The sequence below is a fragment of the Nocardia aobensis NBRC 100429 genome (assembly GCF_000308375.1).
GTDB lineage: Bacteria > Actinomycetota > Actinomycetes > Mycobacteriales > Mycobacteriaceae > Nocardia > Nocardia aobensis.
Genome location: NZ_BAFQ01000007.1, coordinates 12,600 through 28,930 on the forward strand (window position 1 = coordinate 12,600; position 16,331 = coordinate 28,930).

Below are 16,331 nucleotides of genomic sequence, written 5' to 3' on the forward strand. Positions count from 1 at the left end.
GCGACGAGGCAGCCGAAATCCTGCGCGTCGACGCCGATTCCGAGGCCGACTGGCGGGGTGTAGCCGCCGAGGAAGGCGAGCAGACCGATGCGGTCAACCTCGCCCTGGCGGCACGGTCGCGCCACCTGCTGTGGTCGTTGATCCGGCCCTACCGCAGGTGGGCGGCCGCTGCGCTGGTGCTGATCGTGATCGACAACGCCGCCCTGGTGGCGACGCCGCTGTTCGTCGCCCACGGCGTCGACACCGGGGTGGGGCGCGCGCTCGACGGCGACTGGTTGCCGCTGGCACTGGCCGTGGGCGGCATTCTGGGCTGCACCGCGCTCGGTGGCGTGACGACCTTCCTCTTCCTGCGCATCTCCGGCAGGTTGAGCCAGCAGGTGCTGTTCGATCTGCGACTGCGGGTCTTCACGCATGTGCAGCGGCTCTCGATCGATTTCCACGAGAACTACACCTCCGGCAAGATCGTCGCGCGGCTCACCAGTGATCTGGAATCGCTCGAGGATCTGCTCGAGCGTGCGCTCAACGACGCGCTGAGCGCCGTGCTGTCGGTGGTGACGATCGCCGCGATCCTGCTGTGGCTCGATATTCCGCTCGCCGCGGTGGTGCTGCTCGGTTTCGTCCCGTTGGTTTTCGTGACGCGCTGGGCGCAGCGGCGCCAGCGCGCCGGCTACCGCCGCACCCGGGGCGCGATCGCGAAGGTGGTCGTGCATTTCGTCGAGACCATGGGCGGAATCCGCGCGGTGCAGGCATTCCGGCGCGAGGAGCGCAACGAGGCCATTCTGGTCGATTCCGATGCCGAATACCGAGCCGCGAATATCACTGCGCTGCACGGGATGGCGGCCTACATCGGCCTGGTTCGGTTGATCAGCAATGTGACGAACGTCGTCATCCTGGTCGTCGGCGCGTGGCGAGTCATCCACGGCCACACCGAAATCGGTGTGCTCGCGGCCTTCCTGCTGTACCTGCGGCAGTTCTACGGCCCGCTGGACGAATTGGCCCAGGTGTTCAACTCCTATCAGTCCGCGGCGGCCGCGCTGGAGCGGATATCGGGTGTGCTGGAGGAGCGGCCGAGCGTGGCCGAACCCGACGCCCCGCATCCGCTCGAGCGCCCGCGAGGTGAACTGCGCCTGACGGATGTCGTCTTCGGCTACCCGAGCCGCGACGATGTGTCCGGGAGCGAGGCTCACCCCGCGCGGTCGGTGCTGCCGAGATTCTCGCTCACCGTCGAGGCCGGTCAGATCGTCGCGCTGGTCGGTGCCACCGGTGCCGGAAAGTCGACCCTGGCCAAGTTGATCGCGCGGTTCTACGACCCCTCGTCGGGCACGGTGTCGCTGGACGGCATCGACCTGCGCACGATCGCCGACGCGGACCTGCGCCGTGCGGTCGCGATGGTGACGCAGGAGTCGTACCTGTTCTCCGGTTCGGTCGCCGACAACATCCGGCTCGGCCGGCCCGACGCCACCGATGCCGAGGTGTTCGCGGCGGCCCGCGCGGTCGGACTGTACGACTTCGTGATGTCGCTGCCGGACGGCTTCGACACCGATGTGCGCAAACGCGGCGGGCGATTGTCGGCCGGTCAGCGCCAGCTCGTCGCCTTCGCTCGCGTCTTCCTGGCCGATCCCTCGGTGATCGTGCTGGACGAGGCCACCTCGAGCCTCGACATTCCGGGCGAGCGGCAGGTACAGCGCGCGCTCGAGACCGTGCTGCGCGGGCGGACCGCGGTGATCATCGCGCATCGGTTGTCGACCGTCGCCATCGCCGACCGGGTGCTGGTGATGGATTCCGGGCGGATCGTCGAGGACGGTACGCCCGCGGATCTGATCGCATCGACCGGACGTTTCGCGGCGCTGCACACCGCGTGGCGCGAATCACTGGTGTAGCGCAGGTGAACAACTCGCGCGCCGCGACCACACCGCGAGCCCGGTTGTCACCTACGGTAGAGGGGTGAGTAAGCCAGCCCAGGGCAATTCCGAGACCGCCCAGGCGAGCGAGGCCGCGGCGCCCCGCTGGCCGGCGGTGCTCACCTGGCGCGCGCACGACGCGTCCCGGATGGAATCGGTCCGCGTGGTCCTCACCGGTAACCGGATCCGTGCCTCCGGTCGCATCATCGCCGGGGGCTGCGGTGAACATCCCGCGTTCAGCGCGTCCTACGACCTGGTCACCGACGAGGTGGGCCGCACGAAGCGGCTGTCGCTGCGCAGTACCGTCGCCTCGGGTGAACGGCATGCCTCGATCGCCCGGGACGAGGAGAACTACTGGCTCGTCGATGCCGGCGGCACTCACGTGCGGTCCATGTTCGGCGGTGCGCTGGATGTGGACGTGGTGCTGAGCCCGCTCTTCAACACCCTGCCGATCCGCCGTTTCGGGCTTGCGCACGCCACCGAGGACGTGCAGGTTCCGGTTGTCTACGTGCGGGTTCCGGATCTGCTCGTGCAGGAGGCGATTCTCACCTACAGCAGCGGCGCCGACGGGATCCATGTGCTCTCGCCGGTGTCGAGCGCGACGGTGACCGTCGATGACGACGGATTCGTCCTCGACTACCCGGGCCTCGCCGAGCGGGTCTGACTCGCTCGGTTCTCAGTCCAGTGAGCGGATCACGCCGCCTCGGCGTCCCGCATCGCGCAACCGTTCCAGCCAATCCTGATCGCCGGGGCGGATATCGGTGATGTCCCAGCGCCGCAGGGTGTCGTAGCGGTCACGTTCGCTGTAGCCCGCGTCGATCAGTTCGCCGAGGGTGCCCTCGTCGCGCAGGCTGTCGCGCGCGGCCTCGAGCAGGCGCAGCGCGTCGTCGATCGCCTCGGTGAGCGCGGCGGCGTTCGGTTCGCAGATCGCGCGCACCAGTTCGGGGGCGGTCGCGGCGACCCGGGTGCCGTCGCGGAACGAGCCCGCGGCCAGACCCAGAGCCAGATCGCCGCCCGCGGCTCCCGCGACCGCCAGCGCCTCGGCCAGCACGTGCGGCAGATGCGAGATGCGGGCCACCGCACGATCGTGTTCGTCCGCCAGGACCGGCACCACGCTCGCACCGCAGTCCAGCGCCAGCCGCGCGACCCGGTGCCATGGTTCGGCGCGGGTGCCCGGGTCCACGCCGACTGCCCAGGCCGCGTCGCGGAACAGCTCGGGAGACGATGCGGCCCAGCCGGATTCGGCCGTTCCCGCCATCGGATGCCCGCCGACGTAGCGCGCGCCCAGTTCCTGGCGGTGGACCTCGGCGCGCACCGGTTCCTTCACACTCACCACATCGGTCAGCGGGCAGTCGGGCGCGAACGTCTTCACATCGGCGAGAACGGTGTCGATGGCCGGCATCGGCACCGCCAGCACGATCAGCGCATCGTCGGCGGCGGCCCGGGACAGCACCGCCGCGATATCGGATTCGACGTCGAATCCGTCGGCCCGGGCGGCCTGCGCACCCGGAGCCGACCGGTTGTAACCCCAGGCCCGGTAGCCGGCCGCGGCCGCCGCGCGCAGCAGTGAGCCGCCGATCAAACCCGTACCCAGTACGCACACCGAGGAATTCCGATCGCCTGTCATCGGATCAGATTCGCATACGACTTCAACATTTCCGCCGAAGCCGACTACCGTTGCGGCCATGGCACAGCGCTCGAGCACGAACAGGGCCGCGTCGGACGATTACGACGATGTGGAAGGGTTCGCCGTGGCGGTCGTCCGCGAAGACAGCACGTGGCGCTGCAGCCCGCTCAGCGCCGCGGCACTGTCGAGTCTGTCCGCGGCCGAGGACGAACTGCGCGCCCTGCGCAGCACCGGTGCGGTATTCGGATTGCTGGACGTCGACGACGAATTCTTCATCGTCCTGCGGCCGGGTCCGACCGGTAGCCGGTTGCTGATCTCGGACGCCACCGCCGCGATCGATTACGACATCGCCGTCGAGGTGCTCGACGCGCTGAATGTCGAAGTCCCCGATATCGATCCGGACGAACTGGATGATATCGATCCGTGGGAGGAAGGCGATCTGGGTGTCCTGGCGGACCTCGGCCTGCCCGAGCCCGTGCTCAGCGTGATCCTCGCGGAAACCGATCTGTATCCGGACGAACAGCTGGGAATGGTCGCGCAGCGGCTGGGCTTCGCCGACGAATTCTCCGCGGTCCTGGACAAGCTGCACCGTTGAGCCCGGGGGCAGCGCCGAGTCCGGGGTCACCTCCGGGAGACGAGGATCTCGTCCGGGCCGCCCTCGCCGCCGCGGCGCAGACCGACCCGCGCGACGTCCCGGTCGGTGCGGTCGTCTTCGACGCGAACGGCCGCGAACTGGCCCGGGCCGGCAACGCCCGGGAGGCGCTCGGCGACCCGACCGCGCATGCCGAGATCCTGGCGCTGCGCCGCGCCGCTCGGGTATACGGCGACGGCTGGCGGCTCGAGGGCGCGACGCTGGCGGTGACGTTGGAACCGTGCACGATGTGCGCCGGAGCGCTGGTCCTGGCCCGGGTCCGCCGCGTCGTCTTCGGCGCCTGGGAGCCCAAGACCGGTGCGGTCGGCTCGCTCTGGGACGTGGTGCGTGACCGTCGCCTCAACCATCGGCCCGAGGTCCGAGGTGGCGTGCTCGAGGCCGAATGTGCGGCCGTCCTGGACGCCTTCTTCCGCGCTCAACGCCCCTGACCACCCGATTTCGGTTTCGCTGCGCCTGTCCGGTAAAGTCACCTGCGGTGGCGTGTCCGAGCGGCCTAAGGAGCACGCCTCGAAAGCGTGTGTGGGGTAACCCCCCACCGAGGGTTCAAATCCCTCCGCCACCGCCACAGCCTCCACCCGGATTCCGGGTGGAGGCTTTTTCGTCTGCGCCGGTCGTCGTCACCCGGCCGAACCGGTGCGAGTCTTCGGTGCGTCCGGGTCGTGGCGGACGGCCTTGAAGTAGCTGATCCGAGTCGGCTCGGTCCGCAGCACCGTGGTGTCGGTACCGCCGATGTGACCGGGCCGCTCGACCACCAGCGGCGGACATTCCACTCCCTCGACCCGCACCGTCTGATGTGCGCGCACGACCAGGTTGAACGGGGTTTCGGTCTCGGAGATCCCGCCGACGACCCGGCAGTGCTGCCACGCCTCGATCAGGTAGGTCTCGTCCGTGTCGTTGGTGCAGGTCGTCTCCGTGCACGAGACCCCTGCGGGAAACGGCTGTGCGGAGGCCGAGGGAGCGAGGGCGGCGACCGCGGCGCAGACGGCGCCCGAAGCGATGCCGACGGCGAGAATCCATGCGTTCAAAGTGTCCGGTTCCTTTCGACCTCTACGCGACGCCAGCGGTCGAGGTCCGGACTCGTACCGTCGCGGCGACGACACCGTCGCGCTCCCGATTGTCCGGTATTTCCGTCTCGGTCGGGGTGCTGATTCCCCGCCACCGGTAAGCCGGGGGTCGTATCCGGCTGCGCGGACGGACATCGCCGCCGTTTGCCCCAATGTCGCTGTGCCACCGAGGTTTACCGTGCCCACGGCAACCGTTTGCGCCGTGAGCTGCCGACACCGTTGTGTATTTCCTTGTGGAAGTAAGGGTTTCGCGGCGATTGCCCGGCGCCGAGCACTGTGCACATTCCTAGCGTCGTGTCGTACTCGCGTGTTCTACTGCACATTACCGACTAGTAGGAAGTGCGGCGGTCTGAGGTAATCTAGCGACCAGTTGCTTGCCGGACGTCCCGCCGTCGCAGTCGGGCAGTGCGCAGATCATGTGAGGGACAACAACTTTGACTACACCGGAGAGTCCGGTCGTGCGGACCGCGACGCGCGACGACATCGCCGGAATGGTGCGGGTACTGGCCGCGGCCTTCGCCCACGACGATCCGATCGAGGAATACGTCTTTCCGGACGAAAACGTCCGGCACCGGCGCGCGCCCCGGATGTTGCGGACCATGATCGAGCACCGCTTCCTGCCGGCCGGTGGTGCCGAGGTGGCGGAGTTGGACGGCCGCATCGTCGGCGCCCTGCTCTGGTACCCCGACGGTTACCGGCCCGGTGGGCTCCGCGAATTCCTCGCGGGCCCACTGTTTCTCGCGGGCATGGGCACCGCCGTGGGAAGGGGAACCGAGGTCGACCGGACCATGGACCGGGCGGCACCGGCCGAACCCCATCTGTTCCACGTCTACCTCGGCACCGATCCGGCACTGCAGCGCAGCGGCGTCGGCCGCGCGCTGTACGCGTCGTTCACCGACAAGGCCGACCGGCAGGGCGTACTCCTGTGCGGAATCTGCAAGGACGAGAACGTCGGCTACTACGAGGCCCTGGGTAACGAACGCACCGGGTCCGTCCGGCTGGGCCGGACGGGCCCGGAAATGAACATCATGATTCGCCGACCGCGACCGCTCTGATCAGCGGGAATTTTCGAGTCGGCCGAGGAGTCGCTGTGTCTGACATTGCCATCGTCGGAATCGGATGCCGGTACGCCGGCGGTATCGATTCGCCGGAATCCTTCTGGGACTTCGTGATCAACAAACGGGACGGGGTCACCGAGATCCCGGCCGACCGCTGGGATTGGCGGCGCTACTACGACGCCGACCGCCGCACCCCCGGCCGCATGTACACCAAGCGCGCCGCCTTCATGACCGGCGATCCGTGGGAGTTCGATCCCGACTTCTTCGGCATCTCCCCGCGCGAGGCGGCCGCGATGGACCCGCAGCAGCGACTCGTCCTGGAAGTGGTGTGGGAGGCGCTCGACGACGCGGGTGTCGCCGGTCGCAGCGCCGGTTCGGGGCTCGGCGTCTACATCGGCGCCTTCACCCTCGATCAGCTGGCGGTATCGGTCGGCGGACCGGCGCTGCCGCATGTCGACATGCACACCGCGGCCGGCGCGTCGTACACGATGCTCTCGAACCGGATCGCCTACGCGCTCAACCTGACCGGGCCGGCGGTCACCGTCGATACCGCCTGCTCCTCGTCGCTGGTCGCCCTGCATCTGGCCTGCCAGGCCATCGAGAGCGGAGACTGCGAATACGCGCTGGCCGGCGGTGTGACCGTGATGGCGCAGCCGGAACCGTTCGTCTCCATGTGCAAGGGCGGATTCCTCGCCGCCGACGGCCGCAGCAAACCGTTCGACGCCGCCGCCGACGGTTACGGCCGTGGCGAGGGCGCCGGCATCGTGGTGCTGAAGAAGCTCGCCGATGCAGAACGCGACGGCGACCGCGTCTACGCGGTGGTCAAGGCCACCGGATCGAATCAGGACGGCCGCACCACGGCCATCACGGTTCCGAACGCGGATTCCCAGGAAGCGCTGGCCAAGACCGTGATCGAGCGCTCCGGAATCCCGGCGCACGAGATCACCTACGTGGAGGCGCACGGCACCGGAACGCCGGTGGGCGACCCGCTGGAACTGCGAGCCATCGGCCGGGCCTACGGCGCCGCCACCGGACGGCCGGGCCCGGTCGGCGTCGGCTCGGTGAAGGCGACGCTGGGCCACACCGAGGCCGCGTCCGGTATCGCGAGTGTCATCAAATCGGCGCTTGCCATCACCCACCGCACCATCGCGCCGCAGGGCTGGCTGGACACTCCCAACCCGGATATTCCCTTCGAGGAACTGGGAATTCGCCTCCAGACCGAGGCCGAACCGGTCGGCCCCGAGGTCGAGCGCATGACGGTGGCCGTCAACGGTTTCGGATACGGCGGCACCAACGCGCACGCGATTCTGCAGGAGTATGCGGGCGCTCCCGAAACCGACCGGGCTCCACAGCATTTCGGCGTGCTGCCACTCTCCGCGCGAAACGAGGCCGCGGTCCGGCAACTGGCTCGCGGCGTCGCCGAACTGATCGCCGAGGGGGCCGACCCCGGCCGGCTGGCCGAGGCCGCGTGGCGGCGTCGCAATCACCACAACCATCGCGCCGCGATCACCTTCGGTGACGACACCGAATTGGTCCGGGGCCTGGTGGAGTTGGCGAACGGTGAGGGCCGAGTCGGCCGCACGGTCGCCAAGCGCACCGCCGAGCCGGTGTACGTCTTCACCGGTATGGGCCCGCAGTGGTGGGGTATGGCGCGCGAATTGCTCACCACCGACACCGCTTTCGCCGACGAGGCGCGCCGCATCGACGCCGTGTTCACCGACATCGCGGGCTGGTCCGTCGTCGAGGAGTTGCTGCGCCCCGAAGAGGAGTCGAGGGTCACCTCGACCGCCGTCGCGCAACCGGCGAACTTCCTGGTCCAGGTCGCGCTGTACGCGGCGTTGCGCGAATACGGAATCGAACCCGCCGTCGTCGTCGGTCACAGCGTCGGCGAGGTCTCGGCCGCGTACGTGACCGGAATGCTGTCGCTGCGCGACGCGCTGCTGGTCAGCTACCACCGGGCCCGGTTGCAGGCCACGACGGCCGGGACGGGCGGCATGCTGGCGATCGGATTGCCCGCCGAGGCGGCTCGCGAGGTCATCGCCGCCGACAGTTCGGTCGATATCGCGGCGATCAACTCACCCTCGGCCGTCACGCTGGCCGGTGCGGCCGACCGCCTCGACGAGATCGCCGAAAAACTCACCGCCGACGGCATTTTCGCGCGCCGGCTACAGGTCGAGGTGCCCTACCACAGTCATCTGATGGATCCGATCCTGGACGAGCTGCGTGCGGTGCTGGCCGGGCTCACCGTCGCCGAACCGCGTATCCCGCTGTACTCCACGGTCACCGGCGAACAGGTCACCACGGCCGACTGGAATGCCGACTACTGGTGCGCGAACGTGCGGCAGCCGGTGCGGTTCGCCGATGCGATCACCGCGTTGGTCCGCTCCGGCAACCGGGTGTTCGTGGAGGTCGGCCCGCATCCGGTGCTCGGCGCCAATATTCGCGAGATCCTCATCGGCGCGGGTGAAACCGGGACGACGGTGGCGACCCTGCACCGCAAACAGCAGGATGCCGACAGTCTGCGCCAGACCCTGTCCGGGCTGTACGCGGCCGGAGTTCTCGACATCGACGCGCTGTTCGCGGGAGTGCCGCATCCGACGCCGCACATCGATCTGCCGCGCTATCCGTGGCAGCGCACCCGGCTGCGCAATGAACTTCCGGAATTCCGGCTGCTGCGCCACGGCACACCCGACGCGCACCCGATGCTCGGTGATCAGCATCCCGACGATTCCAACGCCTGGCGGGTGGAACTGTCGCTCGCGGCGTTACCGTGGCTCGCCGATCACGTCGTGGGCGGCACCCGGATCCTGCCCGGCGCGGGATATCTGGATGCCGCGCTGAGCGCCGCCGCGGTGCGCACCGAATCGGATCAGGTGGCCGTGGAAGGCGTGCGGTTCGTCGCGCCGCTGGTGGTCGAGGAGGGCGAGGCGCCGATCGTCGAACTCCACGTGGAGGATTCGACCGGGCGCTTCACCATCCGCTCCCGGGGCGCGGCCGGAACCATCTGGACCGTGCACGCACTGGGCCGCCTGGTCGAAGGCGGCTACGCGCCCATCACCGCGGATGTGCCCGATGTCGAGCGGATGCTCGCGGTCGAGCCCGCCGAGTTCTACGCCGGATTGGCCGCGCGCGGACTGGAATACGGCCCGAGCTTCCAGCGCGCCACCGCGATCCGGATCTCGCCGGACACCGTGGTCGCACAACTCGACGGCACCATCGGCCGGGGCGAGCGGTATCTCGCCCATCCCGCGATCGTCGATGCGGCGCTGCAGAGTGTGGCCGCCCTGCTCGCCGGCCGCGGTGGTGCCCAGGAGGGCGCGATGGTGCCGGTCGGCGTGCGCACCGTGCGCCGCCTCGCGCCCCTGCCGGAGGAGGTCACGGCCGTGGCCCGGTTCACCGAGGGCGACCGGCCGCTGGCCGATATCGATCTGCTCGATGCCGAGCGCACCGTGGTCATGCAGATCAGGGGGATGGAATTCGGTTCCCTGACTCCGGGCCGCGGCCCGCTGCAGCGCATGACCGACATGTTCTACGAGGAACGGTGGGAGCTGCGCGATCCGGTCGACACATCCGCGCTTCCCGGCAACGACGGCCTGTACACCCTGGTCCTCGGCTACGGCGAGAACATCGACTCGCGGATCGAGCGGGTGCGCGATGCCGTCGCGGGCGGTGCCGGATCGGAAGTCCTCCGCCTCGATCCCAGCGACGCCGAGCTGGAACCGGAACTGGCACAACGGCTTCGCGACATCTTCGGCACCGAGGGTGTGCAACGGCTGCACGTCTGCGTGGTCCCCGGCCATTCGCCCGACGGTGATGTGGCGGCGCTGTGGACGCTGCGCCGGATCGCGGTGACGCTGGACGGTTACCTCGAGGAGCGGGTCACCGAGCACGAGATCGAAATTCCGCTGACCGGCGACGGCTCGATGTACGTGACCGTGGTCAGCGCCCACGCGTACGCCCATCCCGCGGACGAGACGGCGCCGGATCCCAGTCAGGCGGCCATCGCCGGCGCTCGTCGCGTGCTGCTCAACGAACAGTCCCGGCTGCGCTGGCGACTGGTCGATATCGATGCCGGCACGACGGTCGCGGACCTGTCCGCGGAACTGGCGATCCCCGGTGGCTTCCAATACGACCTGGTCGACGAGGCCGTGTTGCGCAACGGCCTGCGCTGGACCACGGTCGTGACCCGAACGCTGCCCGAGCGGCTCGACGCCCTCGACACCGCCGAACCGCTCACCGACCCCGAGGCGAATTTCGAACTGGAACTGCCTCGTTCGCGCACCTTCGCGCGGCTGGGCTGGCGGCGCTGCGATCGGCGCGAACCCGGTCCGGGCGAGGTCGAGGTCCGGATGCGGGCCGTGGGCCTCAACTACAAGGACGCGCTGAAGGTGATCGGCGTCCTCGGTGAACGTGAACTGTCGGAAACCTTCTTCGGCCTGGTGCCGGGTATGGAAGGCGGCGGCGAGGTGGTCCGGGTCGGTCCGGGCGTCACCGACTACGCCGTCGGCGACGCGGTGAGCCTGACCTCCAAGGGCATGGTCGCGCGCTACCACACCACCTCGACCGATTCGCTCACCCACGTCCACCCCGACACCGACGCGGGCCGGTGCAGCAGCGTCACGGCCTTCACCACCGCCGAATACTCGCTGCTCGAACTCGCGCGGATCCGGGCCGGCGAGACCGTACTGGTGCACGGTGCGGCCGGTGGCGTCGGCAGCGCGGCGGTGCAGATCGCGAAATTGCACGGCGCCACCGTGATCGGCACCGCGAGCAGCGAACAGCGGCGCGCCTACGTGCTGGGCGAGGGTGCCGATCACGCGGTGGGATCGCGGTCGCTCACCTTCGTCGATGAAGTGCTCGCCCTCACCGGCGGCCGCGGCGTGGACGTGATCATCAGCTCCGCGCCGGGAGAGATCCTGCGCCAGAACTTCGCGGTGATCGCCGAATTCGGCCGCATCGTGGAGATCGGCAAGGCCGATATCTACACCGGCGGCATGCTGGATCTGTCGGCGTTCGACAAGAACGTCTCCTACTTCTCCTTCGATCTGGACCGGATGCTGCGGCTGCGGCACACCGAGGTGATGGAGCTGGGCCGCAAGGTCAATGCCAGTTTCGACGACGGCACCTATCGGCCGCTGCCGTTCCAGAAGTACGGAACCGCCGAGGTCGCTCAGGCCTTCGAGGAGGTGGCCCGCTCGACCCGGATCGGCCGCGTCGCGCTCGATCTGACCGAGGACCGACCGCTGGTCCGTCCGCAGTTGCCCGAGATCGAGATCGATCCCGCGGCCCAGTACCTGATCACGGGTGGTTTCGGCGCCTTCGGCCTGGCCACCGGGCGGTGGCTGGTGGGCCACGGCGCCCGCCGGTTGACGTTGCTCGGCCGCGGCGGCGCCACCACCGAGGCCGCCGTCGCGCAGCTCGCGGCCTGGGAGGCCCAGGGCATCGAGGTCACGATCGAGCGGGTCGACATCACCGATGCCGATGCCGTGGCGGCGGTCGTCGCTCGCGCGCACCGGCCCGAGCATCCGCTGCGCGGGGTGTTCCACACCGCGGGCGCCATCGACGACAAGCGCATCACCGTGATGGATGCCGAGAGTCTGGCGAAGGTGTTCCGGGCGAAGGCCGACGGTGCGCGGGCGCTCGTCGCCGGTGTCCAGGCCGCGGGGGCGCGGCTCGACCAGTTCGCGCTGTGGTCCTCCGGTAGTGCGATGTTCGGTGGTGTGGGCCAATACGCCTACACCGCGGCCAATATCGCGCTGCAGGCGATCGGGGATACGGTGATCCGCGCGGGCGGCAGCGCACTGGTCGTCGGCTGGGGCCATATGTCCGGCGGCGGTATGGCCGACGACGAGCACATCGCGCGATATCTGCGCAACACCGGCTTCGATTCGATCACCATGGACGAGGGGACCGAATATCTGGAGCAGGCGCTGCGACTGGGCGTCACGCAGGCCTCGATCATTCCGGTCGACTGGGCCAAGGTGAACGCCACCGCGCCGTTCTTCGCTCAGACCGGGCGTACGAAGGAACTGATCGCCGCTGCGGCACAGGACGATTCGGCCGCCGCGCGGCTGCGCGTCCAGCTCGCCGAACTCGACGAGGGTAAGCGCAACGAGGTGGTCGCCTTCATGCTGGCCGAGCAATTGGCGCAGGTCATGGGTGTCTCCGCGGACTCGATCGACCTGACGGTCCCGGTACCCGAACTCGGATTGGACTCGCTGATGGCGGTGGAATTCGGTGCGCTGGTGACGAAATCGCTGGGCGTGGAACTGATGTCGATGAAAATGGGCCGCTCGTTCAGCCTCGAACAAGCGGGCGCGCGGGTGGCCGAGGCGATCGTGCAGGGGGCGACGGGATGAGAAGGCCGCAGCCGTCTGCTGCGCCGGAAAGGATGCGGGATGAGTGAATCGGCGCGGGATCTGGCGCGGAAGTTGTTGTCCGGCACGGCGTCCGGTGCGACCGGTGCGCCGGCGTCGGCTCCCGTGACGTCCGGTGGCCCGAGCGCTGCGTTCACGGGCGCCAACACCAGACCGGCCCGCCCGCGCCGCGGCCCCGGACGCCAATTCGCCGACCACCCCGAGGTCGCGGCGATGGTGCAGAAGCGTGCGGCGATCGCGGCGGTGCACGAGCACAGCGGCACACCGAATCCGATGTTCCTCGTGCGGGAGAGCCCGAACGACACCGTGATTCGGTGGCAGGGCCGGGATCTGGTGAACTTCAGCGCCTACAACTATCTCGGCCTGGGCAACCATCCGAAGGTGGTGCAGGCGGCCAAGGACGCGCTGGACACCTATGGCGCCTCCGCCTCGGCCAGCCGCATCGTCGCCGGGGAGATCCCGATCTACGCCGAACTCGAACAGCGCCTGGCCGCGATGTACGACGTCGGCGACGCGATGGTCACGACCAGCGGCTATCTCACCAACGCCGGGGTGATCGGCTTCCTGCTGGGCGCCGACGACGTCGCGATCTGCGATTCGCTCATCCACGGCAGCGTGATCTCCGGCGTGCAGTGGTCGGGAGCGAGGCGGCTCAACTTCCGTCACAACGATCCGGAGTCGCTGCGTTCGGTGTTGCGCATGTCGCGCGGGAACTTCGATCGGACGCTGGTCGTGGTCGAGGGTCATTACAGCATGGACGGCACCGTCGGGCGGGTGAGCGAGATAGCCGCCATCGCACGGGAATTCGACTGTGCCGTCATGGTCGACGAGGCGCATTCCCTCGGCGTCTTCGGGGAGCGCGGCCACGGCATCCGCGAGCACTACGGGATGCCCGGCGACGCGGTCGACATCTGGATGGGCACCCTGTCGAAGGCGCTGGGCAGCTGCGGCGGTTTCATCGCCGCCGACGCGGACCTGATCGCCGCGATGAAGGCCGCCGCGCCGGGTGTGGCCATGCTGACCGGCGGCCCCGCACCCTCGACCATCGGCGCCGCGCTGGCCGCGCTCGACGTCCTCGAGGCCGAACCGCAGCGACTGCGCCGGCTGTGGTCCAACGCCGAGCACTTCCGCACCCTGCTCGGCGAGCGCGGCATCGACCTCGGCATCTCCGAGGGCACCCCGATCTGCCCGGTGATCGTCCCCGGCGAACTGCGCGCCGGTTACGTCGCCACGACGCTACTGCGCAACGGCGTCTACGCGGGCGCGATCTCGTCGCCGGCCGTGCCCGCCGGTCAGGAACGCCTGCGCTTCTTCCTGACCTCCGAACACGAACCCGCCCAGTTGGAGGCCGCCGCCGACCTGTTGCGGGAGGCCGTCGCCGGCGCCGCCCAACTGCCGGACCTGGGCGTGACCGGCTGAGCTCCGCACCAACGTACCGGTACGCGGCCGACCGGTACGTTGGTGCTCGTGGAACTACGAATCTTCACCGAGCCCCAGCAGGGGGCTACCTACGACGATCTGCTCCGGGTTGCGAAGGTGACCGAGGAGGCGGGGTTCGACGCATTCTTCCGGTCGGATCATTATCTGAAGATGGGCGGGGTGTCCGGTCTGCCGGGCCCGACCGACGCGTGGATCACGCTGGCCGGGCTCGCGCGCGAGACCTCCCGGATCAGGCTCGGCACACTGGTCACCGCGGCGACGTTCCGGCATCCGTCGGTGCTGGCGATCTCGGTCGCCCAGGTCGACCAGATGTCCGGCGGCCGGGTCGAACTCGGGCTCGGCTCGGGCTGGTTCGCCGACGAGCATCGCGCCTACGGCATCGATCTGCCGGATCTCGGTGAGCGCTTCGACCGCTACGCCGAGCAACTGGCGGTCATCACCGGCCTGTGGCAGACCCCGGTGGGGGAGACCTTCGATTTCACGGGCAAACACTATGTGCTGCAGGGCAGTCCGGCCCTGCCCAAGCCGGTGCAGCGGCCGGGTCCGCCGGTGATCATCGGCGGGGCGGGCAAGAAGCGCACCCCGGCCCTGGCCGCGCGGTACGCGCACGAGTTCAACCTGCCGTTCACGGATGCGGAAAACGCTGCGGCGCAATTCGATCGGGTCGCCGCGGCGGCCCGCGACATCGGCCGCGATCCGGGGGAGATCGTCCGCTCGGCCGCGCAGGTGCTGTGCGTGGGCCGTGACGAGGCCGAGATCGCCCGCCGCGCCGAGGCGATCGGCCGCGAGGTGGACGAACTGCGCACCAACGGCCTGGCCGGCACCCCGGCGGAGGTGGTCGACAAGATCGGCCGCTACCGCGAGACCACCGGCATCACCCGGCTCTACCTGCAGGTCCTGGACCTGTCCGATCTCGACCACCTGGAATTGGTCGCCGGCGAGGTCGCCGCCCAGCTGGGCTGAACGACCCGGTACGCGGTGGCAGTGTCGGCTCAGCCGACCTTCACCGGACTCCTGGGCTCGTCCGGATCGTCGACGTGGAGTTCGCGCAACCGCGCACCCTCCACGTCGATATCCGGCACGATCCGGCTGAGCCACCCCGGAATCCACCAGGCCGCCCTGCCCATCAGCACCAGCAGCGACGGAATCAGGACCATCCGCACCAGGAAGGCGTCGAACAGCACGCCCGCGGCGAGCGCGAAACCCATCGACTTGGCCGTCGCATCCGATTCCAGCAGGAACGAACCGAAGACCGAGATCATGATGACGGCGGCCGAGGTCACCACGCGCGCGCCGTGGTGATAACCGGAGATCATCGCTTCGGTGGGTGATTTCCCGTGCACGTATTCCTCGCGCATGCGGGTGACGAGGAAAACCTGATAATCCATGGCGAGGCCGAATACCAAGCCGATCAACATGATCGGCAGGAAGCTCACGATCGGCCGGGGTTCGGAGATGAGGCCGAGCGCGCCCTTCTGGAAGATCAGCACGGTCGCGCCGAACGTCGCCGCCATGGAGAGCAGGAATCCCAGTGCGGCGGTGAAAGGCACCAGCACCGAACGGAATACCGCGATCAGCAACAGGAATGCCGCACCGGCCACGATGGCCAGATAGGGCAGGATCTTGCTGAGCAGCGCATGGTCGACATCCGCGTAAATGGCTGTCGTGCCGGTGATTCCGTATTCGATGCCGTATCGGTCGTGCAGTGCGGATTCGGCGTCGCGGGCATTGCGGACCAGATCCTTGGTGGCCTGATCATTGGGTCCGGTGGTGGGCACCGCGGTCATCAACGCACCCGCGCCGTCCCTGCTCGGCTGCGGCTGGGTCACGTAATCCATACCCGGATACGCGGCCAATTCGTCGTGCAGTGCGGTGAGCGCGGCCTGACGCTGATCGGCGGGCACCTGCGACAGATCGGCGACGACCTGCAGCTTGCCGTTACTGCCCGCACCGAATCCCTCGGTGCGCAGGTCGTAGGCCTTGCGAATGGTCGTGGTCCTGGGCTGGCTGTCCTCACCCGGCAGGCCCAGATTCAGGCTCAACGCGGGCGCGGCCAGCAGACCCAGCACGATGACGCTCGCGACCAGCGTCAGCCACGGCATCCGCCCGATCACCCGCGCCACCCGCATACCGTTGGTGACCACCGAATCGTCCTCGGGATCATGTTGCGCGATCACCGGAAGCTTCGGCTTGAACAGGTACTTTCCGAAAG

At 68.9% G+C, this 16,331-nt stretch carries 11 protein-coding genes and 1 tRNA gene; 9 read left to right on the top strand and 3 right to left on the bottom strand.

Going from position 1 to position 16,331, the window contains the following annotated elements; all coding sequences use genetic code 11:
- The first annotated feature begins 17 nt into the window (after positions 1 to 17).
- Together RJ03_RS00945 and RJ03_RS00950 are read left to right on the top strand one after the other, a co-directional pair.
- The gene (locus tag RJ03_RS00945; protein WP_036497154.1) at positions 18 to 1,880 is read left to right on the top strand and encodes an ABC transporter ATP-binding protein; all 1,863 of its coding nucleotides are present in this window, start codon (positions 18 to 20) and stop codon (positions 1,878 to 1,880) included.
- Between the two features lie 64 nt (positions 1,881 to 1,944).
- On the top strand, positions 1,945 to 2,565 hold the full coding sequence (locus RJ03_RS00950; RefSeq protein WP_083870521.1) for a putative glycolipid-binding domain-containing protein: 621 nt from the start codon (positions 1,945 to 1,947) through the stop codon (positions 2,563 to 2,565).
- A gap of 12 nt (positions 2,566 to 2,577) precedes the next feature.
- On the opposite strand, the gene RJ03_RS00955 is transcribed toward RJ03_RS00950, so the two are convergent.
- Positions 2,578 to 3,528, bottom strand: a complete 951-nt coding sequence (locus tag RJ03_RS00955) for a prephenate dehydrogenase (protein WP_036497140.1) — start codon at positions 3,526 to 3,528, stop codon at positions 2,578 to 2,580.
- Positions 3,529 to 3,586: 58 nt separating this feature from the next.
- Here RJ03_RS00955 and RJ03_RS00960 point away from each other — a divergent pair, with 58 nt between their 5' ends.
- The 3 genes from RJ03_RS00960 (at position 3,587) to RJ03_RS00970 (ending at position 4,745) form a co-directional block, all read left to right on the top strand.
- Positions 3,587 to 4,123: a tRNA adenosine deaminase-associated protein gene (locus RJ03_RS00960; protein WP_036497141.1), complete on the top strand. Its 537-nt coding sequence runs from the start codon at positions 3,587 to 3,589 to the stop codon at positions 4,121 to 4,123.
- Positions 4,120 to 4,608, top strand: coding sequence for a nucleoside deaminase (locus RJ03_RS00965; protein ID WP_036497142.1), 489 nt, complete (start codon positions 4,120 to 4,122; stop codon positions 4,606 to 4,608). The genes RJ03_RS00960 and RJ03_RS00965 overlap by 4 nt, the downstream gene beginning before the upstream one ends.
- 46 nt (positions 4,609 to 4,654) lie before the next feature.
- A tRNA-Ser gene (locus RJ03_RS00970) sits at positions 4,655 to 4,745 on the top strand.
- A 52-nt stretch (positions 4,746 to 4,797) separates the two neighbouring features.
- Here RJ03_RS00970 and RJ03_RS00975 read toward each other — a convergent pair.
- A complete protein-coding gene (locus RJ03_RS00975; protein ID WP_036497143.1) occupies positions 4,798 to 5,205 on the bottom strand; it encodes a hypothetical protein in 408 nt (135 codons plus the stop codon).
- Between the two features lie 497 nt (positions 5,206 to 5,702).
- Here RJ03_RS00975 and RJ03_RS00980 point away from each other — a divergent pair, with 497 nt between their 5' ends.
- From RJ03_RS00980 to RJ03_RS00995, 4 genes are read left to right on the top strand one after another with little or no spacing between them, the layout of a single operon-like run.
- Complete coding sequence (locus tag RJ03_RS00980) at positions 5,703 to 6,299, top strand: GNAT family N-acetyltransferase (protein ID WP_232329200.1); 597 nt, start codon at positions 5,703 to 5,705, stop codon at positions 6,297 to 6,299.
- Positions 6,300 to 6,334: 35 nt separating this feature from the next.
- Positions 6,335 to 12,661: a type I polyketide synthase gene (locus RJ03_RS00985; protein WP_036497145.1), complete on the top strand. Its 6,327-nt coding sequence runs from the start codon at positions 6,335 to 6,337 to the stop codon at positions 12,659 to 12,661.
- A 39-nt stretch (positions 12,662 to 12,700) separates the two neighbouring features.
- On the top strand, positions 12,701 to 14,098 hold the full coding sequence (locus RJ03_RS00990; RefSeq protein ID WP_036497146.1) for an aminotransferase class I/II-fold pyridoxal phosphate-dependent enzyme: 1,398 nt from the start codon (positions 12,701 to 12,703) through the stop codon (positions 14,096 to 14,098).
- 48 nt (positions 14,099 to 14,146) lie between these two features.
- Positions 14,147 to 15,082: an LLM class F420-dependent oxidoreductase gene (locus RJ03_RS00995; protein ID WP_036497156.1), complete on the top strand. Its 936-nt coding sequence runs from the start codon at positions 14,147 to 14,149 to the stop codon at positions 15,080 to 15,082.
- A 29-nt stretch (positions 15,083 to 15,111) separates the two neighbouring features.
- Here the strand turns inward: RJ03_RS00995 and RJ03_RS01000 are convergent.
- The coding region (locus tag RJ03_RS01000) for an MMPL family transporter (RefSeq protein ID WP_036497147.1) at positions 15,112 to 16,331 on the bottom strand (1,220 nt) is incomplete at its 5' end.

What these genes read in the sequence shown, in the direction of transcription:
- RJ03_RS00955 (WP_036497140.1), bottom strand. Translation starts at nt 3,528, where the DNA reads ATGACAGGCGATCGGAATTCCTCGGTGTGCGTACTGGGTACGGGTTTG.
- RJ03_RS00960 (WP_036497141.1), top strand. Translation starts at nt 3,587, where the DNA reads ATGGCACAGCGCTCGAGCACGAACAGGGCCGCGTCGGACGATTACGAC.
- RJ03_RS00990 (WP_036497146.1), top strand. Translation starts at nt 12,701, where the DNA reads ATGAGTGAATCGGCGCGGGATCTGGCGCGGAAGTTGTTGTCCGGCACG.